The following is a 23066-nucleotide window of genomic DNA, read 5'->3' as shown; positions in this document are numbered from 1 at the left end:
TCCAGATGGCATCGTCGGAGGATCTGCACAAGCGGCGCGGGGCGGCGGTCGCCCGAGGTGTCGGCAGCGTGATCCCGTCCTATGTCGACCGTGCGTCGGGCGGAACGCTCACCGACGTCGACGGCCGGGAGTGGATCGACTTCGCCGCCGGCATCGCGGTGACCAGCGTCGGCAACTCCGCGCCGAAGGTCGTCGAGGCGGTACGGGCGCAGGTCGAGCGGTTCACCCACACCTGCTTCATGGTCGCGCCGTACGAGTCGTACGTGGCGGTGTGCGAGCAGCTCAACGCGCTGACGCCGGGCGGGTTCGAGAAGCGCTCGGCCCTGTTCAACTCCGGCGCCGAGGCGGTGGAGAACGCCGTGAAGATCGCCCGGCACGCCACCGGGCGGCCGGCGGTCGTGGTCTTCGACCACGCGTACCACGGCCGGACCAACCTGACGATGGCGTTGACCGCGAAGAACATGCCGTACAAGCACCGGTTCGGGCCGTTCGCCGGTGAGATCTACCGGGTGCCGATGTCGTACCCGCTGCGCGATGGCGGGCTGTCCGGCGCGGACGCGGCGGCGCGGGCGATCGAGATGATCGAGAAGCAGGTCGGCGCGGAGAACGTCGCCGCGCTGCTGATCGAGCCGATCCAGGGCGAGGGCGGCTTCGTGGTGCCCGCGCCGGGTTTCCTGCCGGCGCTGAGCGGCTGGGCGAGGGCGGCCGGGGTGGTCTTCGTCGCCGACGAGATCCAGACCGGCTTCTGCCGTACCGGCGACTGGTTCGCCTGTCAGCACGAGGGTGTCGAGCCCGACCTGGTCACCCTGGCCAAGGGCATCGCCGGCGGCCTGCCGCTGGCGGCGGTGACCGGCCGGGCCGAGCTGATGGACGCGGTGCACGTCGGCGGGCTCGGCGGCACGTACGGCGGCAACCCGCTCGCCTGCGCGGCCGCGCTGGCGACCATCGAGACCATGCACGAGCTGGATCTGGCCGGCGCGGCCCGTCGGATCGAGGCGGTGCTGGCGCCCCGGCTACGGGCCATCGCCGAGCGGGACCCCCGGATCGCCGAGGTACGCGGTCGGGGCGCGATGCTCGCCGTGGAACTGGTGCAGCCGGGCACGCTCATTCCCGACCCGTCGGCCACGGCGGCGATCTCGGCCGCCTGCCACGCCGCCGGCCTGCTCACCCTGACCTGCGGCACGTACGGCAACGTGCTGCGCTTCCTGCCCCCGCTGGTGATCTCCGACGCCCACCTGACCCGGGGCGCCGACATCCTCGACGCCGCCTTCGCCTGACCCGAAGGAAGGGCCCCTTCTTAACGCCTGGTGCATAAGAAGGGGCCCTTCCTAACGGCAGTGTCAGCTTCTGACGGCCGATCGTCAGCGGAGCACCTCGACGGTGTTGCGGCGGACCACGTTCTTGCCCGGCTCACGGATCTGGTCCATCGCCGCGGTGTTGAGCAGCACACAACTGCCCGACGGGCCGGTCACCGTCACCGTGGTGACCTTGTTGTTGTCCAGGTTGGTCACCCGCAGCCGCGTACCCACCGGGAACTGCCCGCTGGTCGCGGCCGGCGTCCCGCCCTCGGCGAAGAAGGTGACCGAGCCCGAGCAGGCCGAGCGGGGTGCCGGGCCCGGCGCGCCGGGAGACGCGGACCCGGGCCGGACCGTGCCGGCTGCCGGCGGCGCGGCCTCGCCGTCCAGCCGTTCCACCACGTTGCGGCGGATCACGTTCTTCCCCGGCTCACGGACCAGCTCCATCGCGGCGTCGTTGAGCAGCACACAACTGCCCGACGGGCCGGTCACCGTCACCGTGGCCGCCCGGTTGTTGTCCAGATTGGTCACCCGTAACCGCGTACCCACCGGGAACCGGTCGCTGGTCGCCGCCGGCGCCCCGCCCTCCGCCGAGAAGGTGACCGAGCCCGTGCAGACGGACTGCCGTGCCGGTGCGGTCCCGGCGAACCCGAAACCGGTCCCCACCGCCACGCCCGCCGCGGCGAGCACCGCCACGGTCGCCGCCAGCACGTGCTTGCGCTGCACCCTCATCGCCGTCACTCCCGTCCTCGGTGGTTTCTTACCGCCTGGTACGGACGGGAGCGCCCTACCGTTCAGCCGACACGGGCACCGATCGCCGCGGCGGCCAGATCCACCGGTCCGTACCGGGTGCGCGGCGCCCCGGTGGTCACGGCCCAGTAGCGGTCCCCGTACGACCAGTGCCACCACTCGGTCGGGTAGTTCACCAGCCCGGCGCCACCGAGCGCGTCCACCATGATCTGCCGGTGCCGCCGGGCGGCCCCGTCGATGGTGGGGGCGTCGGTGAAGCAGGCGTCCGCGCTGTCCTCCGGCGTGGCGTCGACGGCCGTGCCGAGATCCAACTCCACGCCGTCGTCGGTGCACAGGGTCAGATCCACGGCCCCGCCGGTGCTGTGCGGGGCCACCTCGACCGGCGAGACGAACTTGGTGGTCTCCCGGTGCAGCCGCTCCGGGGACCAGTCCGGGTGCCGCCGGCGCAGCTCATCCCGGTAGCCGGTGAAGATGACCAACTGGGCCTGGTACGGCCGGTACCCCTCGATGACCAGCAGCCGCACCCCGGCGGGCAGCGCACGCTGCGCGGCCAGGAGCCGGTCCGCGACGCCGGCGCGCAGCCGGGCGTACGCGCCGGACGGGTCGGCCGCTCGCCGGTCCAGTCGCAGCTCCGGCAGCTCGCGCAGGTCCACCAGCGGGTCGCCGTCGTCGGCGCTGGGCACCGCCGCCACCCGGGGATCGGAGAGCAGGATCATCGGCCGCTCCTGGTGGCGGTCACGGGTCGGCTCGCGTGCCGGGTACGGGCCAGCTCGACCAGCCGGTCCACCACCTCCCGGTAGCCGACGCCGGCCGCCGCCCACACCTTCGGGTACATGGAGTGCGCGGTGAAGCCGGGCATCGTGTTCAGCTCGTTGACGTACAGCTCACCGGTCGTCTCGTCGTACAGGAAGTCGACCCGGGCCAGCCCCCAGCCGCCGATCGCGGCGAACGCGCGCAGCGACAGCTCGCGAACCCGCTCGGTCACCTCCTCGGGCAGCACCGCCGGGACGATCATGGGGTCGGCGTCGCCGAAGTACTTCTGCTGGTAGTCGAACCAGCCGCCGGCGACGCGCACCTCCCCCACGGCCGACGCCTCAGAGCGCCAGCCGCCGAGCACCGCGCACTCCAACTCCCGGCCGGTGACCCCCTGCTCGACGATGACGAGCTGGTCATGCCGGAGCGCCTCCTCGACCGCGGCGGCCAGGTCGTCGCCCTCGTCCACCCGGGAGATCCCGATGGAGGAACCCATGCTGGCGGGCTTGACGAACAGCGGCCGGCGCAGGCCGAGCACCAGCTTCTCCGGGTCGTCGGTCGCGCGGTAGGTGTGCGCGTCGAACGCGACGTGCGGGGTGGTCGGGATGCCGTCGGCGCGCAGCGTCCGTTTCATCGCCACCTTGTTCATGCCCACCGCGGAGGCCAGGATGCCGCACCCGACGTACGGCACGTCGAGCGACTCCAGCAGCCCCTGCACCACCCCGTCCTCACCGAACGGGCCGTGCAGCACGGGGAAGACCACGTCCAGCTCCGCGTGCACCGCGCCGGGGGCGTTCACCGCGGACACCTGCACGGTGCCCGCGCGCGGGCCGGAGCGCAGCTCGACCGCCGGCCCGGTCACCGTCAGCCGGTCGTCGATCGCCCGCTCGGCGGCGGGCCGGTCGCGCAGCTCGGCCAGCAGCGCGTCCGGCATCAGCCGGAACGCACCGGTGCGGGTGACGCCGATGGCGACCGTGCGGTACCCGCCGCCGGCCAGCGCCCGGGCCACGCCGAGGGCGGAGGCGCAGGAGACCTCGTGCTCCGCCGACGGGCCGCCGAACAGGATTCCGATCCGAGTTGGCGCGCTCATGCCGCCGCTCCTTCCACAGTCGTCAATTCGGCGAGCCGCTGGACCGTCAACCGGGCCACCAGCCCCGCCTCCACATTTCCGCCGGTCAGCACCACACCGACCGTTCGTTGCCGCGGCACACCGGCCTCGGCGGCTAACCGGAGCGCACCGGCCAGACCGGCCGCTCCGGACGGCTCGACCAGCACCTTCAGCTCCATCAGGAGCAGCCGGAAGGCCGCCGCGATCTCGTCGTCGTCGACCCGGACGACCCCGCGCAGGGCGGTCCGCAGGATGGCGAACGGCAGTTCACCCACGCAGGACGGCCGCAGCCCGTCGGCGATCGTGGGTGCCGGGGCGACCGGAACCCGCTCGCCGGCCGCGAGGCTGCGGGCCAACGAGTCGCAGCCCACCGGCTCCACGCCGTACACCTCGATGGCGGTGCCGGCGGCGGCCAGGCAGGCGCCCGCCACCCCGCCGCCGCCACCGACCGGGAGCACCAACGCGTCCAGCGGGGTGCCGGCGCGCTCGGCCTCCTCGATCAGCTCGAGGCTGGCGCTGCCCTGCCCCGCGATCACGTCCGGGTGGTCGTACGCGTCGATGACGGGGTGACCGGTCTCCTCGCTGAGCCGCCGGGCCGTCGCCACCCGCTCGTCGACGCCGGTGCCGGCGAACACCACCCGCGCCCCCGCCGCCCGGGCCCGCTCGACCTTGGTCGGCGCCGCGTCGACCGGTAGCACCACGGTGGCCGCGAGCCCGTGCTGCCGGGCCGCCAACGCCACGGCCACCGCATGGTTGCCGGTGCTCTGCGCGATCACCCCGTCGTGCCCGGCCGTGGCGAGGCGGCCGACCGACCGCAGCGCGCCGCGCATCTTGTACGAGCCGCCGTCCTGGAGGTTCTCCGCCTTGAGCAGGACCCGGGCCCCGGCCAGCCCGTCGATCACCGCGGACCGCAGCACGGGGGTGCGGACCACCCGGCCGGAGAGCCAGTGGGCGGCCTCCTCGACGTCGGCACGGCACAGGCCGGCCGGAGCAGCGGTGCGGGACATGGTTCTCCTTCTGTCGCGCTGGGGCCGGGACCGGGTCCACGGCTGGCAGACGGTTGTTTTCGGGCACGCCGAAGGCAGGGATGCCGCGACACGCGGATCCCGGGAGGGCGGGTGGGAGTGCTAGGGCGGAGTGGGTAGCTGGACGTCCACCCGCAGGCCGCCCTGCTCGCCGGGTCGGGCAGCGATGATGCCGTCGTGCGCCTGGGTGATCGAGCGGGCGATGGCCAGGCCGAGGCCGGCGCCGCCGCCGTGCGAGGTGCGATCCCGGGCGAGGCGGCGGAACGGCTCGAAGAGGCCGGCAACCGCCTCGGCCGGCACGGGCTGACCGGTGTTGACCACGGACAGCGCGGGCGAGCCGCCGACCGTGACGGTCAGCGAGCCGCCGCGCCGGTTGTACTTGATCGCGTTCTCCACCAGGTTGGTGACCAGGCGTTCGAGCAGCACCCGCTCACCGACGACGACCCGGGGCGTGAGGTGGGCGTCGATCGTCACGGCGGCCTCCCGGGCACGGTCCCGGTATCCGGTGAGCACCGCGGCGGTGATCTCGTCGAGCCGCTGTGGGGTACGCGAGCGCAGGCCTTGGTCGCTCTCGCTGAGCGCGAGCAGGCCCTCGATCAGCCGCTCGTTGCGCTCGTTCGTCTCCAGCAGCTGGCCGGTCAACAGCTCCAGCTGCTCAGCGGTGAGCGACCGCGCCATCCCGACCTCGATCAGCGTGCGCTGCACCGCCAGCGGGGTACGCAGTTCGTGCGAGGCGTTCGCGGCGAACCGCCGCTGCCCCTCGTACCCGGCGGAGACGCGCTCCATCATCTCGTCGATCGCCCGGGACAGCCGGGCCAGCTCGTCGCGGCCTCGGGGCCGGATCCGGTGGCCGAGGTTCTGCGGGCCGAGGTGCCCGATCGGCTCGGCCAGGTCGCGGACGGGACGCAGGCACCACACCGCGCCGAACCAGAGCGCCACCAGGGTGGCCAGAACCACGACCAGCGTGGCCACCACCGGCAGCACGAACCCGCCCTGGTGTGCCGACGCGCAGACCTCCATCAGGCCGGGCAGCGGCAGATCGCAGATCTGCTGCCCGCGGGTCCAGATCAGCCCGCTCAGCCACTTGCCGACCCTCGGCAGGAGCGGCCCGGCCAGCAACGCCAGCAGGCCCACGAGCAGCACCCGGCGACGGGGCGTCCAGCTCACGCCGGGCCGCCGAGCCGGTAGCCGGCCTTGGGCACGGTGTGGATGACCGCCGGGTCGCCGAGCTTCTTGCGCAGGGTCATCACGGTGACCCGTACGGCGTTGGTGAACGGGTCGGCGAACTCGTCCCAGGCCTGCTCCAGCAGCTCCTCGGCGCTGACCACCTGCCCGGCGGCGCGCAGCAGCACGTGCAGCACGGCGAACTCCTTCGGGCTCAGCGCCAGCGGGCGGCCATCCCGGGTGGCCACGTGCCGGGCCACGTCCAGCACCACACCGTCCTGAGCCAGCACCGGCGGAAGCGCCGGGGTGGACCGCCGGCCGAGGGCCTGCACCCGGGCGACCAGCTCGGCGAAGGCGAACGGCTTGGTCAGGTAGTCGTCCGCGCCGAGGTCCAGACCGGCCACCCGGTCCCGGATGCCGGCCGCCGCGGTGAGCAGCAGCACCCGGGTGCCCACCTGGGAGTCGGCGATGGTGCGGCACACCTCGTCTCCGGTGTGCCCGGGCATGTCCCGGTCCAGGACGGCCACGTCGTACCGGTTAACTCCGATCCGCTCCAGCGCACCGTCGCCGTCGTAGCAGACGTCGACGGCCATCGAGAGGCGTCGGAGCCCCTCGGCCACCGTGTCCGCCAGCAACCGCTCGTCGTCCGCCACCAGCACCCGCACGTTTCCGCTCCCCGTGGTTCCACTCGTCCGGCATACCGTCGCAGGCCGGGGTTAAGGGTTCTGTAAGCACTCTGCGTCATCCGTCCCCGGCGGATCGGACGGTTGGCGATCAGGGGTGAGCTGCGTCACGATGGGAGCCGAGGAGGTCGCCCGATGGCTGACCCGTGGCTCGCCCTGGAATTCGGCGTCGATCCGGCGGAGCGGATCGCGCAGGTCGGCGCCGCCCACGAGGCGTTCCTCGCCGCCGGCGCCGCGCCGCACCGGGTGCGGGAGGTGGTACGCCGCTCGTGGGAACGCTCGGCGCGGCTCGACCCGGAGGCCACCCCGCCGGTCGACCTGGTCGACGACGCGCTGGCGAGCTACCGGTCCGCTCACCCGCTGGCCCGGGTGCTGCCGCTGTTCCGGGACCTGCTGGGCGGCATCGCACAGGACGGCGCGCACCTGATGGCGGTCTGCGACGCGTACGGGCGGCTGCTCTGGGTGGAGGGCCACCCGGGAGTGCGCCGGCACGCCGAACGGATGAACTTCGTGCCCGGCGCCCTGTGGGACGAGAGACACGCCGGCACCAACGCCCCCGGCACCGCGCTGGCCGTCGACCACAGCGTGCAGATCTTCGCCACCGAGCACTTCAGCCGGCCGGTGCAGCGCTGGACCTGCGCCGCGGCGCCGATCCACGACCCGGTCACCGGTCGGCTGCTCGGCGCCGTCGACATCACCGGCGGCGACCACCTGGCCAACCCGCACAGCCTGGCGCTGGTCCGGGCCACCGCCCGGGCCGCCGAGGCGCAGCTCGCCACCGACCGACCGGTGGAGCCCGGCGTCGCCACCGTGACCGCGCTCGGCCGGGACGAGGCGGAGCTGCGGGTCGACGGGCGGCGGATCCGGCTCGGCCGCCGGCACAGCGAGCTGCTGGTGCTGCTGCTGCACCATCCCGAGGGGCGCACCGGCGAACAGCTCGGCCTCGACCTGTACGGGGACGACCGACTGCACCCGGTCACCCTGCGCGCGGAGCTGTCCCGGCTGCGCCGGGTGCTCGGCCTCGAACTGCTCGACTCCCGCCCGTACCGGCTGCGCGGCACCGTCCGCGCCGATTTCACCACCGTCGCGGACCGGTTGGACCAGGGCGATCCGGCGGGCGCGCTCGACGCGTACTCCGGGTCGCTGCTGCCCGGCTCGGACGCACCGGGAGTGACGCGACTACGTCGGCTCATCGACGGTCAGCTCCGCGCGGCCGTGCTGGCCACCGCGGACCCGGCGCTGCTCGCGACCTGGACCGCGACGTCCGCCGGGGACGACGACCTGACCGCCTGGCAGGCGCTGGCGCGGGCGTTGCCGGCGGGCGCGCCACGCCGGCCGCTCGCGCTCGCCCGCATCGACCAGCTCGCCGGGGAGTACGACCTACCGCGCGCAACGTGGCTGCAACGTTCCGGAAACTAACGTCGCCGTCGGCACACCCGCACAACGACGGCGGAGGTAACCATGACGCGCTACGACGCGCCCACCCACTGGCAGTCCCGTTACGACCACTTCATCGGCGGCGAGTACGTCAAGCCGCACGGTGGCGGCTACTTCGAGAACCCGACCCCGGTCACCGGGCAGACCTTCACCGAGGTGGCCCGGGGCACCGCACCGGACATCGAGAAGGCCCTGGACGCCGCCCACGGCGCCGCCGACGCCTGGGGGCGCACCTCGGTGGCCGAGCGGGCCCTGATCCTCAATCGCATCGCCGACCGGATGCAGGAGAACCTGGAGTCGCTGGCCATCGCCGAGAGCTGGGAGAACGGCAAGCCGGTCCGCGAGACGCTGGCCGCCGACATCCCGCTCGCCATCGACCACTTCCGCTACTTTGCCGGGGCGATCCGGGCGCAGGAGGGCTCGCTCGGCGAACTCGACGACGACACCGTCGCGTACCACTTCCACGAGCCGCTCGGCGTGGTCGGGCAGATCATCCCGTGGAACTTCCCGATCCTGATGGCCACCTGGAAGCTGGCGCCCGCGCTGGCCGCCGGCAACGCCGTGGTGCTCAAGCCGGCCGAGCAGACCCCGGCATCGATCCACTACTGGCTGTCGCTGGTGGCGGACCTGCTGCCGCCCGGCGTGCTCAACATCGTCAACGGCTTCGGCGTGGAGGCCGGCAAGCCGCTGGCGTCTTCGGCGCGGGTGGCAAAGGTGGCGTTCACCGGTGAGACCACCACCGGGCGGCTGATCATGCAGTACGCCAGCGAGAACATCAAACCCGTCACCCTGGAGCTGGGCGGCAAGAGCCCGAACATCTTCTTCGACGACGTCAGCGCTGCTTCTGATGCTTTCCTGGACAAGGCGCTCGAAGGCTTCACGATGTTCGCCCTCAACCAGGGCGAGGTCTGCACCTGCCCGTCGCGGGCGCTGATCCAGCAGGGCCACTACAGCGACTTCCTCGCCGCGGCGGTCTCCCGCACCGAGCAGATCGTGCAGGGGCACCCGCTGGACACCGACACGATGATCGGGGCGCAAGCCTCCAACGACCAGCTGGAGAAGATCCTGTCCTACCTGGACATCGGCCGGCAGGAGGGCGCCAAGGTGCTCACCGGCGGGTCCCGCGCGGACCTGGGCGGCGAGTTGTCCGGCGGGTACTACGTCCAGCCGACGATCTTCGAGGGCGACAACTCGATGCGGGTCTTCCAGGAGGAGATCTTCGGACCGGTGGTCTCGGTGACCTCGTTCGCCGACCTCGACGACGCCGTCAAGACCGCCAACGACACCCTGTACGGGCTGGGCGCGGGCGTCTGGACCCGGGACATGAACACCGCGTACCGGGCCGGGCGGGCCATCCAGGCGGGCCGGGTGTGGACCAACTGCTACCACGCGTACCCGGCGCACGCCGCGTTCGGCGGGTACAAGCAGTCCGGCATCGGCCGGGAGAACCACAAGATGATGCTGGAGCACTACCAGCAGACCAAGAACCTGCTGGTCAGCTACTCGACGCAGAAGCTCGGCTTCTTCTGATGTCCGTCGTCTCCGTCACCCCCGCGGCGGCCGAGTTGATCCGGTCGCTGCGGGGGCGGCACGGGCCGCTGATGTTCCACCAGTCCGGCGGCTGCTGCGACGGCAGCGCCCCGATGTGCTACCCGGCGGGCGAGTTCCGCACCGGCTCGTCCGACGTCCTGCTCGCCTCGCTAGCTGTGGACGGGGTGCCGGAGCCGGTCGAGTTCTGGATGTCGACCGCCCAGTGGGACCTGTGGAAGCACACGAGGCTGACCGTGGACGTGGTCCCCGGTCGAGGCAGCGGCTTCTCCCTGGAGGCCCCGGACGGCGTCCGCTTCCTGATCCGCTCGCGCCTCGCCGCGTGACATCGGCTCCGGCGCGGTGGGGCGTGGGTGGCGGAGCCGCCCGCACTGGAGAGCGTTATACCTCTGAGGTATAGATATGACTCAGAGGTATGACGCTCGAAACCCAGTCCTACCCCGCGTGGGATGACGCTGTGTGACCGTTAAGCCCGCCGCAGGATCAGTCGCAGCCGTAGCCGTCGTTGTCGCGGTCCAGGTCGTAGATGTCGTCGCCGATGACCTTGACGGGGCCTGTGACGTAGGCGGGGCCGTTGCCGCTGCCCGGTAGGCAGTCGACGTCGCTGGCGATCGGGACGCAGCCGCCGTAGTTCGGGTCGCACTTCGCCTGCTGCGGCTTCTTGGTGCCGACGGCGACGACCTGGGTCACCGGTTGCTTCGTCACGACGGACTTGACCAGCTTCTTGGCCGTCCGCACGCCGTCGGTGGTGGTCACCTCGTAGGTCAGGGTCTTCACACCGTTGACGCCCTTGGTCCGCACGACCCGCTTGCCCTCGGCGAGGGACGAGTCCTTGACGGTCCGTTGGCCGTACCGGATGGTGGCTCGCTCCGTCACGGTGGTCACCTGCACCACGGGTGCGGGCGCGGCGCTGGACTGGCTCGGCGAGGCGGGCGCGGTGGAGGGTTCGGCGACCGGCGGCACCTCCTGCGCGGGGGCCTCCTCGGTCGGCTCGGCGGGCGCCGCCACGATGGGCTGCTGCGGTTGCTCGGCCGCGGTGCCGGTCCGGGAGGGCTCCGGCTCGCCGACCAGCGCGCCGACGATGGCGGTACCGGCGCAGCAGAGCAGAAGCAGCGACAAAGCCACCGAGCCGAGGATCACGGCGAGGCGGCGGCCCGGGCTGGCCCGGCGGAACCAGTTCGGGGCGGCGGGCGGTCGGGGCGCGGGCGGTGGATACATCGTCACGGCGATGAGTGTCGTCGCAAACACGGCATGCAATATCCACCGTAGCGCTCGTCACCTGCGCCGTTCGCTCCCTCGCCGCTGATCGAGGGGCGAAGCCCCGCCCCCCGACCGTTCCTGGCCGGCGACCGGACGACATGCCGGACATCCGCTCGGCCGGATCGGGCAGGGCCGATCGTGTGGCCCCACTCGGGCATCAACTTCGCGAATCACCCTTTGTCAGCGGGCGTCCAGGAGGGGCTGTCGCGGATTCCACGGTGGACCTCCGGCCGCGTCGCGGCGGCGGCGGGCGATCGCCGACAGTGCCTCCAGGACCACGCGATTGCCCAGGTACGCGGTGATGTCGGCGTGGTCGTACGGCGGGGCGACCTCGACCACGTCCACCCCGACGACGGGCAGCTCATAGCAGACCCGGCGAACCGCGTCGAGCAGTTGCCGGGAGGTCAGGCCGCCCGGCTCCGGGGTGCCGGTGCCCGGCGCCATGCCGGGGTCCACCACGTCCACGTCGACGGAGAGGAACACACCCTCGCACTCGTCGACCGCGATCGCGAACGCCTCGGTGAGGCACGTGTCGAGCCCGCGCGCGACCAGCTCGGTCATCTCGTACGACCGCATCCGCTGCTCCGCCATCCAGGACAGGACGTCCGGCCCGGGCCAGTAGCCGCGCAGCCCGATCTGGAGGAACCGGTCGCCGCGTACCGCGCCGGACTCGATGAGCCGACGCATCGGCTGGCCGTGCCCGTGCAGCGAGCCGAACTCGATCTCACCGGTGTCGGCGTGCGCGTCGAAGTGCACGAGCGACACCCGGCCGTGCCCGTGCTGCCGGGCCACACCGGTGGCGTCGGGCAGCGCGATGGAGTGGTCCCCGCCGAGCACCACCGGGATGGCGTCGGCGGACGACACGGCGTGGACGGCGGCTTCCAGGGCGGCCAGCGAGCGCTCGATGTCACCGGAGAACATCTCGACGTCGCCGGCGTCGTACACGCGCAGGTCGCGCAGCGCGTCGACGCGCAGCGCGAGGGACGGGCGGGAGCCGTCGTGGGCGAGGTAGCACGCCTGCCGGATCGCCGACGGTCCGAACCGGGTGCCGGGCCGGTGCGAGGTGCCGCCGTCGAAGGGCGCCCCGACGATCACGACGTCGGCGTCGGCGTACGACGCCGGGTCGTCGAGCGTGCACCGGTCCACGCCGAGGAAGGTGATGTCCGGCCCGTACATGGCCCCGTAACGGCTCATCGCTCCTCCATCCCCCACGGCGAGCCGTAGGCGTTCAGCAGGTCGAGGAACGGCACCGGGGGCAGCGCCTCCGGGCCGAGCACCCCGACGCCGGACCAGGCGCCGGTGGCGAGCAGTTCCAACGCCACCACCGGGTTGACCGCGGTCTGCCAGACCACCGCCTGGTGGCCGTACTCCAGCATGGACCACTCGTTGTCGACCACGTGGTAGAGGTAGACCTCCCGGGGCTGCCCGTCCGGACCGAGGCCGCGCACCCAGGTGCCGGCGCACGTCTTGCCACGCATCCGCTCGCCGAGGGTGGCCGGGTCGGGCAGGCAGGCGGCCACCACGTCCCGCGGCGACACCTGGACGCCGCGCACGCTGACCGGCGCGGTCGAGTCGAGGCCGAGCTTGTGCAGCGTCCTGAGCACCTCGATGAACTCGTCGCCGAGGCCGTACTTGAAGGTGACCCGGCGGGCCTTGACCCAGCGCGGGATGAGCAGCACCTCCTCGTGCTCGACGTTGACGCACTCGACCGGCCCGATCCCCTCCGGGAAGTGAAAGACCTCCGGCTCGGAGAACGGTTCGGTGGTGTACCAGCCCCGGTCCCGCTCCCAGACCACCGGCGGGTTGAGGCACTCCTCGATGGTGGTCCAGATGGAGAACGACGGCGCGAAGTCGTAGCCGTCCACGGTGAGGTTCGCCCCGTCCCGGACGCCGATCTCGTCGATCTCGCTGAACAGCTCGTCGGCGGCGTACCGGGCGAAGACGTCGGACAGGCCGGGTTCGACACCGATGCCGCACAGCGCCAGCCGGCCGGCCGCGGACCAGTCGTCGGCCAGCGCGAACTGCGCGTCGCCGAGCAGCACCCCGGTCTCGACGTACGGGCGGGACGGATGCGGCCGCGACAGCGACATCGCCATGTCCAGGTAGTCCGCGCCAGCCGCGAACGCACCGTCGAAGATCGGCATGACGAAGCGCGGGTCGACGGCGTTGAGCACGTGAGTGATCCGGTGCTCCCGGCAGAGCGCGGCGACCCCGTCGGCCGAGGACGCGTCCACCTGGGCGGCGACGAACCGGTCACCGTGCCCGGCGACGGCACGCTCGGCGCGGCCCGGGTCGTGGTCGGCGACCACCATGGTCTCGAAGAAGGACCGTCGGGCGGCGATGGCTACGGCGGCGGAGCCGACGCCACCGGCGCCGACGAGCAGGACACGCATCAGGAATCAAACCCCAAACCGAGACGATCGAGAGTACGGAGCCAGAGGTCGCGCCGGCCCTCGCGCGCGTCGGCGCGGGCCAGTGACCAGCGGGTGAGATTGATGCCGATGGAGCGGACGGGTTCCGGCGGGAACGGCAGCGGCTTGCTGCGGACCAGGTCGAGCCCGGTCAGCGGGGTGTTCCCGCCGGCCAGCAGGTCGAGCAGCACGCGGGCACCGAAGCGGGTGGCGCCCACGCCGAGACCGGTGTAGCCGGCCGCGTAGGCCAGGCGACCGCCGTACGCGGTGCCGAAGAACGGGCAGAACCGGGTGCAGGTGTCGATGACGCCGCCCCAGCGGTGGCTGAAGCGCACGTCGGCGAGCTGGGGGAAGGTGGTGAAGAAGTGCTGGGCGAGGGTGGTGAAGGTGGCGGGACGCTGCTCCAGCTCCGGCGCGACCCGGTTGCCGTAGTGGTAGACGGCGTCGTACCCGCCGAAGAGGATCCGCCCGTCGGAGGTGATCCGGTAGTAGTGGAACTGGTTGCCGGTGTCGGCCAGTCCCTGCCGGTTGCGCCAGCCGATCGCGTCCCGCTGCGTCGGGGTGAGCGGCTCGGTCATCAGCACGTGGTCGTACACCGGCACCAGGTACGCCCGCAGCCGGCGCAACAGCGGCGGGAAGGCGTTGGTGGCCAGCACCACCCGCCGGGCCCGTACCGACCCGGGCGCGGCGTCCGGCCCGCCGGCCGTCCGGGCGTACAGCGCCGCGCCGTCGGCGCGCAGCCCGGTCACCCGCGTGTGCTCGTGCACCCGCACGCCGAGGTCGAGGCAGGCACGGCGCAGCCCCCACGCCAGCTTCGCCGGGTCCAGCATGGCCACCCGGTCGGCGTCGACCATCCCGCCGAGGTACGTCGGCGAGTTCACCTCGGCGCGAACCTCGTCGCGGTCCAGCAGCCGCACCTGATGGCCGTACCGGCGGGCCAGCTCCGCGTCAGCGGCGAGCCCGGCCAGCTGGTACGGCTCGACGGCGACGGCCAGCTCGCCCGTGCGTTCGAAGTCGCAGTCGATGCCGAATTCGGCGATGGTGGCGGCGATGGCGTCCAGGTTCTCCCGGCCGAGACGGTCCAACTCGCCGACCTCGTCGGGAAACCGGTCGACGCCGTTGGCCAGGCCGTGGGTGAGCGAGGCGGCGCAGAACCCGCCGTTGCGCCCGGACGCGGCCCAGCCGCAGGTGCCCGCGTCGACGAGCAGCACGTCGCGGTCCGGCTCGGCCTGCTTGGCCAGCACGGCGGCCCAGAGCCCGCTGTATCCGCCGCCGATCACCAGCAGGTCGGCGTGCTGCGGGCCGGCGAGCGGCGGCAGCGGGTCGGGGCGGTCTGGACGGTCGAGCCAGTACGGCACCGGGGCCGCGTCGGCGAGCGCCCGGCCGGTGTGCGGGACGGTCATGACGGCCGGTGCGCCGGACGGCCCTGCCCCGTGCTGGCCAGCAGGTTGGCGCGGCGGGATCGCCGACCGCGCAGCGAGCTGAGCCCGACCAGCAGCAGCGCGATCGCGAACATCGCGGTGCCGATGACGTTGACCTGCGGCGGGATGCCCCGCTGGGCAGCGCCCCAGACGTACATCGGGAACGTGACGGTGGTGCCGGCGTTGAAGTTCGTGATGATGAAGTCGTCGAAGCTGAGCGAGAAGGCCAGCAGCGCGGCGGCCACGATGCCGGGCAGCACCAGCGGCAGGGTGATCCGCTGGAAGGTCTGCCACTCGCTGGCGTACAGGTCCATGGCGGCCTCCTCCAGCCGCCGGTCCATCCCCGCGAGACGCGCCTTGACGGTGACCACCACGAACGAGACGCAGAACATCACGTGCGCGATGACGATGGTCCAGAAGCCCTGCGGCACCCCGGCGGAGACGAAGAGGGCCAGCAGCGAGGTGCCCATCACCAGCTCCGGGGTGGCCATCGGCAGGAAGATCAGCACGTTGATGCCGGAACGACCACGGAAGCGGTGCCGGACCAGCGCGAACGCCATCAGGGTGCCGAGCACGGTGGCGACCACGGTGGCGATGAAGCCGATCTGCACGCTGCGGACCACCGCGTCGCACATGTCCGACGTGGCGCACGGCTGGCGCCAGTTGTCCAGGGTGAACTCGTTGAAGTCGTACGACAGCCGGCTCGACGGGCGGTTGAACGACAGCCCGGCCACCACCAGGATCGGCAACGCCAGGTAGCCGAGCACCAGCAGCGCCACGATCATCACCCAGCGGTCTGCCAGCCAACGCGACAGCCTCACAGCACCTCCTCCGTGCCGGCCCTGCGCAGGTAGCCGAAGACCACCGCGAGGATCGCCGCCATCAGCAGGAACGACAGCGCGGCGCCCTGCGGGTAGTCCAGCCGGACCAGGAACGCCGAGTCGATGACGTTGCCGATCATGTACTCGTTCGGGGTGCCGAGCAGCTCGGCGTTGATGTAGTCACCGCTGGCCGGGATGAAGAACAGCAGCGTGCCGGCGACCAGACCCGGCATGGACAGCGGCAGGGTCACCCGGCGGAACGCCTGCAATCCGCTGGCGTACAGGTCACTGGCCGCCTCCAGCAGTCGGTGGTCGAGCCGCTCCAGGCTCGCGTACAGCGGCAGCACCAGGAACGGCAGGAAGTTGTACGTCAGGCCGAGCACCACCGCGAACGGGGTGGCCAGCAACCGACCGTCCGGGGCGAGCAGGTGCACGTCGCGCAGCAGGCCGACCAGTGCGCCGTTGTCCGACAGGATGGTCTTCCAGGCCAGCGTGCGGACCAGGAAGCTGGTGAACATCGGCGCGACCACGCAGACCAGCAGCAGGTTCTTCCACCGGCCGGCCTTCTGCGCGATGGCGTACGCAAGCGGGTAACCCAGCACCAGCGCCAGCACCAGGGCCACGCCGGCGTAGCCGAACGAGCGCAGGAACTGCGGCCAGTACGCCTGCAACACGTCCGGGTAGTTGCCGAACGCCCAGGTCAACGCGTACCCGGTGGAGAGCGAGCCGCTGGGGTCGTAGAGGCTGGCCGCGGCGAGCTGCACCAGCGGCACGCCGAAGAACACCAGCAGCCAGGCCGCGCCGGGCAGCAGCAACAGGTACGGCAGCAGGCGGTGCCTCCCCGACCGGGCGGCCGGCGGCGTGGGCGGCGGCTGCCCCGATCCCGTGGGCACCTGGGCCAGGACGCTCACGACGGCGCACCCACCGGCTCGTCGACCACCGGGGAGGTCCGGTCGCTGTCGGCGGCGTCCCGGGGCAGCAGGAACGCGTGCCGTGGATCCCAGTACGCCACGGCCTCGCTGCCGACCGGCACCTGAGCCGCCGCCCCGCTGTTGGCCGTGAACACCGACAGCTCGGTGCCCCAGCCGGTGCGCAGCAGGTACTGCGTGCTGACCCCCACGTAGGAGGCGTCGCTGACCACCCCGGTGACGTGCTGGTGGCCCGCGGGCACCTGGTCGGCGGAGCCGACCAGATGCAGCTTCTCCGGGCGTACCCCCAGGTGGATCGGACCACGGTCGGCCCGGGACCGGCCGGCGGGCACCGAGAAGCGCGCGCCGTGCGCCCTCACCGCCACCTCGCCGCCCGCGGTGCCGGCGGCCTCGCCGGCGAGCAGGTTGGACTGGCCGAGGAAGTTCGCCACGAACGCGGTGGCCGGGAACTCGTAGATATCGGCCGGGGCGCCGAGCTGCTCGATCCGGCCGGCGTTCATCACCGCGACGGTGTCGGCCATGGTCATGGCCTCCTCCTGGTCGTGCGTGACGTGTACGAACGTGATGCCCACCTCGGTCTGGATCCGCTTCAGCTCGATCTGCATCTGCCGGCGCAGCTTGAGGTCGAGAGCGCCCAGCGGCTCGTCGAGCAGCAGCACCTGCGGCCGGTTGATGAGCGCGCGGGCCAGCGCGACCCGCTGCTGCTGGCCGCCGGAGAGCTGGGCCGGGCGGCGGTTGCCATAGTCGTCGAGCTGCACCAGCGACAGCATCCGCAGGACCTCGTCGTCGACCGAGCGGATGCCGCGCCGACGCAGCCCGAAGGCCACGTTCTCGAAGATGTTCAGGTGCGGGAAGAGCGCGTAGCTCTGGAACACGGTGTTGACCGGTCGCTTGTACGGCCGCAGCCGGGCGACGTCGCGGTCGCCGAGCAGCACCTGACCGCTGGTCGGCTCCTCCAGACCGGCGATCATCCGCAGCGTGGTGGTCTTGCCGCAGCCGGACGCGCCGAGCAGGGCGAAGAACGAGCCCTGCGGGATGGTCAGGCTGAGGTCGTCGACCGCCGTGAAGATCCCGAACCGCTTGGTGAGGTTGGCCAAGCGCAGGTCGCCGGCAGGTGTCTCGCGCGCCATCTCCGTCACGCCCCGATGACCTGCTGGTACTTGCCCTCGTACTCCTTCTCCTGCTTCTCGTCCAGGGCCATGAACACCTTGGACTTCGACAGCAGCGCCTCGTCGGGGAAGATCAGCGGGTTGGCGGCCAGCTCGGGGTCGATCTTCTCCATCTCGGCCTGGGCGCCCTTGACCGGGCAGATGTAGTTGACGTACGCGGCGAGCGTCGCGGCGACGGCCGGCTCGTAGTAGTAGTTGATCAGCGCCTCGGCGTTGCCCTTGTGAGTGGCCTTGTTGGGGACCATCATGTTGTCGCTGAACAGCATCACGCCGGAGTCAGGCGCGACGAACTGCACCTTGGCGTTCTCGCTGGAGAGCTGGATGACGTCCCCGGACCAGCCGATGCACGCGGCGATGTCACCCTTGGCCAGGTCGGGTGCGTAGTCGTTGCCGGTGAACTTGCGGATCTGTCCCGAGTCGACGGCCTTCTTGAGCTTGTTGAGCGCGTCGTCGAACTGGGCGGTGGTGAAGTTGGCCGGGTCGTGCCCGTTGGATCCGAGCAGCAGGCCCATCGTGTCGCGCATCTCGCTGAGCGCGGTCACCTTGCCCTTGAGGTCGGGACGGGTGAGCAGCTCGTCGACGGTGCGCAGCTCCTTGGTGACGTCGCCGTTGTACGCCAGACCGGCGAGGCCCGACTGCCACGGGATGGAGATCCGGTTCTCGGTGTCGAAGGAGCGGTTGAGCAGCGACGGGAGCAGGTTGGCCTGGACGTTGGGAATCTTCGCCGGGTCGAGCTTCTGGATCCAGCCGAGCCGGATCATCCGGGCCGCCATCCAGTCAGTCAGCACGATGAGGTCCCGGTCCGTGCTCTGGCAGGCCGCGAGCTGGTTCTGCACCTTGCCGAAGAACTCGTTGTTGTCGTTGATGTCCTCGGTGTACGTGACCTGGATGCCGGTCTTGGTGATGAACCCGTCGAGGCTGGGTCGCTTGGACTCGTCCTTCTCGTCCACGTCCATGTACTGCGGCCAGTTGGAGAAGGCAAGCTTCTTCTCGGTGCCGGAAAGGTCTTCGCTGACGCAGCCGGCCTCGGTCTGTTGCGCGCCCTTGGTGCCGCAGCCGGCGAGGCTGCCGCCCGTGGCGAGGAGCGCGGCCGAACCGAGAGTGCCGGTGAGCAGTCCACGCCGGGTGAAGGGCCGGAGGGGAGTACGCATGACGACTCCTAAAGGGTCATCGTCGGCGGGCGGGACGGGGGTGGCGCGCCGGCGGGAGGGTCAGGTGCCATGGACGACTGATCCTGACATGAGGTGACCTTCCTTACAAGGGATTCCGTTGCGGGGTTAGCGATGCACGACGAAATACGCCAGACTGCGCGAGGACACACGCGCGACATCACGATTCGGTACATGGGGAGCGCACGATGACGAACCGGCAGCACGAGAACGGCAACGGCGGTCGACGCGTCGCTGTCCGTGAAGGTGCCAATCACGCTCTGCTGGATGATGTGGCCAAGCGGATCATCGAACAGCTCCAGGAGGACGGCCGGCGACCGTACGCCACCATCGGCAAGGCGGTCGGGCTCTCCGAGGCGGCGGTTCGCCAGCGGGTGCAGCGGCTGCTCGACTCCGGCGTGATGCAGATCGTCGCGGTGACCGATCCGCTCCAGCTCGGCTTCCCCCGCCAGGCGATGATCGGCCTGCGTACCGACGGCGACCTGGAGGCAGTGGCCGACCGGCTGGCCGAGTTGGAGGAGGTCGACTACGTGGTCATCACAGCCGGGTCGTTCGACCTGCTCACCGAGGTGGTCTGCCGCAACGACGACCACCTGCTGGAGATCCTGCAGCGACTGCGCGCGGTGCCCGGGGTGCTATCCACCGAGGCGTTCGTCTACCTCAAGTTGCGCAAGCAGACCTACACCTGGGGCACCGCCTGACGCTCACGGCCTCGTGATCCACTCGACTTCCAGGAAGTCGGGGTGTCCGGGCCGCCCGGACACCGCGACTTCCGTGATCCCGAGTGGATCAGCGGGCCGCCTGGCGAACTGCCCCAGAGACGCCCCGCCCCCGTCCCGGCTGCTCCACTCGCTTGATCCACTCGACATCCTTGATATCGCGGCATCAACCCCGCCCCGACACCCCGACATCGGCGATATGGAGTGGATCGTGGCCGGCGGGCCGGCGGGCCGGCGGGCCAGCGGGGCGGCGGGGCGGCGGACCGGCGGGGCCGACCGGGCCGGGGCGACCGGGCCGGCGCGACCGGCGCGACCGGCGCGACCGGGGCATTGTGTGGCGCTCTTTGCTCTGCTTCACCCGGCGCAACACCCGGTGTCCGAATACCGGACGTGCGGCGTTGCGTCCGTTGAAGCAGAGCAAAGGACCGCGAACCAGGGTCACCAGGCCGTCGCCGGGCGGCGACGAACAGGGCCCAGCCGCCATGCGGATTCCGTCGCCGCCGAGGCTCATCCTCGCTGAATTCGTCGCCGACAGGCCCGAGTACAACCGATCACACTTGCGTCGCCGCCTCGTACTGTGCGATAACCGTGGGCAGAGCGGCCGGCCTCACCCCTTTGACCGGCCCGACGACCGATGGGGCTGACATGGCCAACGCCACCGACCACCTCTGGATGCACTTCACCCGGATGGCGAGCTACTCCGCCGGCGAGGTGCCGACCATCGTGCGCGGCGAGGGCGCGTACGTGTGGGACGCGCAGGGCCGCCGCTACCTGGACGGGCTCGCCGGGCTCTTCGTCGTCAACGCCGGCCATGGCCGCACTGAACTGGCCGAGGCGGCCGCCAAGCAGGCCGGCGAGCTGGCCTACTTCCCGCTCTGGTCGTACGCCCACCCCAAGGCCGTCGAGCTGGCCGAGCGGATCGCCTCGCTCACCCCCGGCGACCTGAACCGGGTCTTCTTCACCACCGGCGGCTCCGAGGCCGTCGAGGCGGCGTGGAAGCTGGCCCGGGCCTACTTCAAGCGCACCGGCCAGCCCAACAAGTACAAGGTGATCAGCCGTTACATCGCCTACCACGGCACCTCCATGGGCGCGCTGTCGATCACCGGGTTGCCGGGCATCAAGAGCGACTTCGAGCCGCTGGTGCCCGGAGCGATCAAGGTGCCGAACACCAACTTCTACCGGGCGCCGGAGCACGGCGACGACCCCGAGGCGTTCGGCCGCTGGGCCGCCGACGAGATCGGCCGGGCGATCGAGCGGGAGGGGCCGGACACGGTCGCCGCGGTCTTCCTGGAGCCGGTGCAGAACTCCGGCGGCTGCTTCCCACCCCCTCCCGGCTACTTCGAGCGGGTCCGGGAGATCTGCGACGCGTACGACGTGCTGCTCGTCTCCGACGAGGTGATCTGCTCGTGGGGGCGGCTCGGCGAATACTTTGGCGCCGTGCGCTACGGCTACCAGCCGGACATCATCACCACCGCGAAGGGCATCACCTCCGGGTACGCCCCGCTCGGCGCGATGATCGCCAGCGAACGGCTGATGGAGCCGTTCCTCACCGAGACCGGCATGTTCGCCCACGGGGTGACCTTCGGTGGCCACCCGGTCTCCTGCGCGGTCGCCCTGGCCAACCTGGAGGTCTTCGCCCGCGAGGACCTCATCGGGCACGTACGGGCCAACGAGGACGCGTTCCGGTTCACTCTGGAGAAGCTCAACGACCTGCCGATTGTCGGTGACGTCCGCGGGGACGGCTACTTCTACGGGATCGAGCTGGTCAAGGACAAGACGACCCGGGAGACCTTCGACGAGGCCGAGTCGGAGCGGTTGCTGCGTGGCTTCCTCTCTACGGCCCTGTTCCAGGCCGGGCTCTACTGCCGCGCCGACGACCGTGGCGACCCCGTCGTGCAGCTCGCCCCGCCGCTGATCGCCGAGCAGCAGCACTTCGACGAGATCGAGCAGATCCTGCGTACGGTGCTCACCGAGGCATGGGCACGACTCTGAGCGGCGACCCCGCCGGGCACTACCGGGAGCTGTCGCACTGGCTGTCCACCCTGGACGAGCCGCTGACCCCGCGACCGGCGCTGCCCGGCGACGCGGACGCCGACGTAGTGATCGTGGGCGCCGGCTACACCGGGCTGTGGACGGCGTACCACCTGGCCCGGGCCGAGCCGGCGCTGCGGATCATCGTGCTGGAGAAGGAGATCGCCGGGTACGGCGCGTCCGGCCGCAACGGCGGCTGGTGCTCGGCGCTCTTCCCCACCTCGCTGACCGGCCTGGCCCGCCGGCACGGCCGGGACGCGGCAATCGCCATGCAGCGGGCCCTGCACGAGACGGTGCGCGAGGTGGGCCGGGTGGTCGCGGCGGAGGGCATCGACTGCGACTGGGCGGACGGCGGGACGGTCACCCTGGCCCGCACCGGCCCCCAGCTCGCACGGGCCCGGGCCGCCGTGGACGAGGCCCGCGCGTTCGGCTTCGGCCCGGAGCACCTGGCGCTGCTCGATGCCGGCGAGGCCGCCGCCCGCTGCGCCGCCGAGGGGGTACGCGGTGGGACGTACACCCCGCACTGTGCCGCCGTGCACCCGGCGAAGCTGGTCCGTGGCCTGGCCCGGGTGGTGGAACGGCTCGGGGTCACCATCCACGAGCGGACGCCGGTCGCCGCGATCCGGGCCGGTGCGGCGGTCACCGCGGCCGGGACGGTACGGGCGCCGGTGGTGGTCCGGGCGACCGAGGGGTACACGCCCACGCTGCCCGGTCAGCGACGGGCCGTGGCACCGGTGTACTCGCTGATGGTGGCCACCGAGCCGCTGCCAGCGGAGACCTGGGCGCGGATCGGGCTCGCCCAGCGCGAGACGTTCTCCGACCACCGGCACGTGATCATCTACGGCCAGCGCACCGCGGACGGCCGGCTGGCCTTCGGCGGGCGTGGCGCTCCGTACCATTTCGGGTCGCGGGTCTCCCCCGGCTACGACCGGGAGCCGCGGGTCTTCGCGGCGCTGCGGCGGACGCTCGGGGAACTCTTCCCGGTGCTCGGCCCGGACGTGCCGGTGACGCACACGTGGGGTGGCCCGCTCGGGGTGGCCCGGGACTGGGCGGCCTCGGTCGGCTTCGACCGGGCCAGCGGGCTGGCCTGGGCGGGTGGCTACGTCGGGGACGGGGTGGGCTCCAGCAACCTCGCCGGCCGCACCCTGGCGGACCTGATCCGCGGCGAACGCACCGAGCGGACCGCCCTGCCCTGGGTCAATCGTCGCTCCCCCCGCTGGGAGCCCGAGCCCATCCGCTGGCTGGCCGTCAACACCGCCCTACGCGTGATGACCAGGGCGGACGCAACGGAACTCCGCACCAACCGCCCCTCCCGCCAGGCAAAAGCCCTCTCCCGCCTCCTAGGCAACTAACCCCACCCGCCCCGGGCAGGG

General features: G+C 71.8%; 21 protein-coding genes. 7 read left to right on the top strand and 14 right to left on the bottom strand.

The genetic code is table 11. The features are described from left to right. The first annotated feature begins 5 nt into the window (after window positions 1-5). Window positions 6-1277 (top strand): 4-aminobutyrate--2-oxoglutarate transaminase, encoded by a 1272-nt coding sequence (gene gabT, locus ACWD6N_RS01235; protein WP_450004331.1) that lies wholly within the window; start codon window positions 6-8, stop codon window positions 1275-1277. 84 nt (window positions 1278-1361) lie between these two features. On the opposite strand, the gene ACWD6N_RS01230 is transcribed toward gabT, so the two are convergent. The 6 genes from ACWD6N_RS01230 to ACWD6N_RS01205 all read right to left on the bottom strand — a co-directional run bounded on the left by ACWD6N_RS01230 (window position 1362) and on the right by ACWD6N_RS01205 (window position 6760). Continuing rightward, entirely contained in the window at window positions 1362-2027 is a 666-nt protein-coding gene (locus ACWD6N_RS01230) for a hypothetical protein (RefSeq protein ID WP_450004330.1), read from the bottom strand. A gap of 62 nt (window positions 2028-2089) precedes the next feature. Continuing rightward, window positions 2090-2761 (bottom strand): M15 family metallopeptidase, encoded by a 672-nt coding sequence (locus ACWD6N_RS01225; protein ID WP_450004329.1) that lies wholly within the window; start codon window positions 2759-2761, stop codon window positions 2090-2092. Beyond that, window positions 2758-3888: a D-alanine--D-alanine ligase family protein gene (locus ACWD6N_RS01220; protein ID WP_450004328.1), complete on the bottom strand. Its 1131-nt coding sequence runs from the start codon at window positions 3886-3888 to the stop codon at window positions 2758-2760. Before ACWD6N_RS01220 ends, ACWD6N_RS01225 begins: the two co-directional genes overlap by 4 nt. After that, window positions 3885-4913, bottom strand: a complete 1029-nt coding sequence (locus ACWD6N_RS01215; protein ID WP_450004327.1) for a threonine ammonia-lyase — start codon at window positions 4911-4913, stop codon at window positions 3885-3887. Before ACWD6N_RS01215 ends, ACWD6N_RS01220 begins: the two co-directional genes overlap by 4 nt. Window positions 4914-5033: 120 nt before the next feature. Further along, entirely contained in the window at window positions 5034-6098 is a 1065-nt protein-coding gene (locus tag ACWD6N_RS01210; protein WP_450004326.1) for a sensor histidine kinase, read from the bottom strand. Beyond that, a complete protein-coding gene (locus ACWD6N_RS01205) occupies window positions 6095-6760 on the bottom strand; it encodes a response regulator transcription factor (protein WP_354962769.1) in 666 nt (221 codons plus the stop codon). The genes ACWD6N_RS01210 and ACWD6N_RS01205 overlap by 4 nt, the downstream gene beginning before the upstream one ends. 153 nt (window positions 6761-6913) lie before the next feature. On the opposite strand from ACWD6N_RS01205, the gene ACWD6N_RS01200 reads away from it, so the two are divergent. Genes ACWD6N_RS01200 through ACWD6N_RS01190 form a run of 3 tightly spaced genes read left to right on the top strand, consistent with a single transcriptional unit; the run spans window position 6914 to window position 10089 of the window. Further along, window positions 6914-8197 (top strand): GAF domain-containing protein, encoded by a 1284-nt coding sequence (locus ACWD6N_RS01200; RefSeq protein ID WP_450004325.1) that lies wholly within the window; start codon window positions 6914-6916, stop codon window positions 8195-8197. A 42-nt stretch (window positions 8198-8239) separates the two neighbouring features. Beyond that, a complete protein-coding gene (adh, locus tag ACWD6N_RS01195; RefSeq protein ID WP_387323379.1) occupies window positions 8240-9745 on the top strand; it encodes an aldehyde dehydrogenase in 1506 nt (501 codons plus the stop codon). Then, window positions 9745-10089, top strand: a complete 345-nt coding sequence (locus ACWD6N_RS01190; RefSeq protein WP_449935967.1) for a DUF779 domain-containing protein — start codon at window positions 9745-9747, stop codon at window positions 10087-10089. Before adh ends, ACWD6N_RS01190 begins: the two co-directional genes overlap by 1 nt. Window positions 10090-10246: 157 nt before the next feature. On the opposite strand, the gene ACWD6N_RS01185 is transcribed toward ACWD6N_RS01190, so the two are convergent. From ACWD6N_RS01185 to ACWD6N_RS01150, 8 genes are all read right to left on the bottom strand, one after another. Further along, window positions 10247-10981, bottom strand: coding sequence for a G5 domain-containing protein (locus ACWD6N_RS01185; protein ID WP_354962947.1), 735 nt, complete (start codon window positions 10979-10981; stop codon window positions 10247-10249). Between the two features lie 222 nt (window positions 10982-11203). Further along, window positions 11204-12217, bottom strand: a complete 1014-nt coding sequence (gene speB / locus ACWD6N_RS01180; protein WP_354962766.1) for an agmatinase — start codon at window positions 12215-12217, stop codon at window positions 11204-11206. Continuing rightward, window positions 12214-13416, bottom strand: a complete 1203-nt coding sequence (locus tag ACWD6N_RS01175; RefSeq protein ID WP_450004324.1) for a saccharopine dehydrogenase family protein — start codon at window positions 13414-13416, stop codon at window positions 12214-12216. The genes speB and ACWD6N_RS01175 overlap by 4 nt, the downstream gene beginning before the upstream one ends. Further along, window positions 13416-14837, bottom strand: coding sequence for an NAD(P)/FAD-dependent oxidoreductase (locus tag ACWD6N_RS01170; protein WP_450004323.1), 1422 nt, complete (start codon window positions 14835-14837; stop codon window positions 13416-13418). Before ACWD6N_RS01170 ends, ACWD6N_RS01175 begins: the two co-directional genes overlap by 1 nt. After that, the gene (locus tag ACWD6N_RS01165; protein WP_450004322.1) at window positions 14834-15676 is read right to left on the bottom strand and encodes an ABC transporter permease; all 843 of its coding nucleotides are present in this window, start codon (window positions 15674-15676) and stop codon (window positions 14834-14836) included. The genes ACWD6N_RS01170 and ACWD6N_RS01165 overlap by 4 nt, the downstream gene beginning before the upstream one ends. Beyond that, window positions 15673-16587, bottom strand: coding sequence for an ABC transporter permease (locus tag ACWD6N_RS01160; protein WP_354962762.1), 915 nt, complete (start codon window positions 16585-16587; stop codon window positions 15673-15675). The genes ACWD6N_RS01165 and ACWD6N_RS01160 overlap by 4 nt, the downstream gene beginning before the upstream one ends. Beyond that, on the bottom strand, window positions 16584-17735 hold the full coding sequence (locus ACWD6N_RS01155; protein ID WP_450004375.1) for an ABC transporter ATP-binding protein: 1152 nt from the start codon (window positions 17733-17735) through the stop codon (window positions 16584-16586). Before ACWD6N_RS01155 ends, ACWD6N_RS01160 begins: the two co-directional genes overlap by 4 nt. A 5-nt stretch (window positions 17736-17740) precedes the next feature. Further along, on the bottom strand, window positions 17741-18925 hold the full coding sequence (locus tag ACWD6N_RS01150) for a polyamine ABC transporter substrate-binding protein (protein ID WP_354962761.1): 1185 nt from the start codon (window positions 18923-18925) through the stop codon (window positions 17741-17743). 206 nt (window positions 18926-19131) lie between these two features. On the opposite strand from ACWD6N_RS01150, the gene ACWD6N_RS01145 reads away from it, so the two are divergent. The 3 genes from ACWD6N_RS01145 to ACWD6N_RS01135 all read left to right on the top strand — a co-directional run bounded on the left by ACWD6N_RS01145 (window position 19132) and on the right by ACWD6N_RS01135 (window position 23045). Continuing rightward, window positions 19132-19644: an Lrp/AsnC family transcriptional regulator gene (locus ACWD6N_RS01145; RefSeq protein ID WP_089017637.1), complete on the top strand. Its 513-nt coding sequence runs from the start codon at window positions 19132-19134 to the stop codon at window positions 19642-19644. Between the two features lie 663 nt (window positions 19645-20307). After that, window positions 20308-21654 carry an aspartate aminotransferase family protein gene (locus ACWD6N_RS01140; RefSeq protein ID WP_354962760.1) on the top strand — a complete coding sequence of 449 codons (1347 nt, stop codon included), beginning with the start codon at window positions 20308-20310 and terminating at the stop codon, window positions 21652-21654. Then, a complete protein-coding gene (locus tag ACWD6N_RS01135) occupies window positions 21639-23045 on the top strand; it encodes an NAD(P)/FAD-dependent oxidoreductase (protein WP_450004321.1) in 1407 nt (468 codons plus the stop codon). Before ACWD6N_RS01140 ends, ACWD6N_RS01135 begins: the two co-directional genes overlap by 16 nt. The last annotated feature ends 21 nt before the right edge of the window (window positions 23046-23066 follow it).

The organism is Micromonospora sp. NPDC005163 (assembly GCF_053599835.1).
Note: the sequence above shows the minus strand (reverse complement) of the source record. Positions and strands in the feature narration are given on the sequence as shown.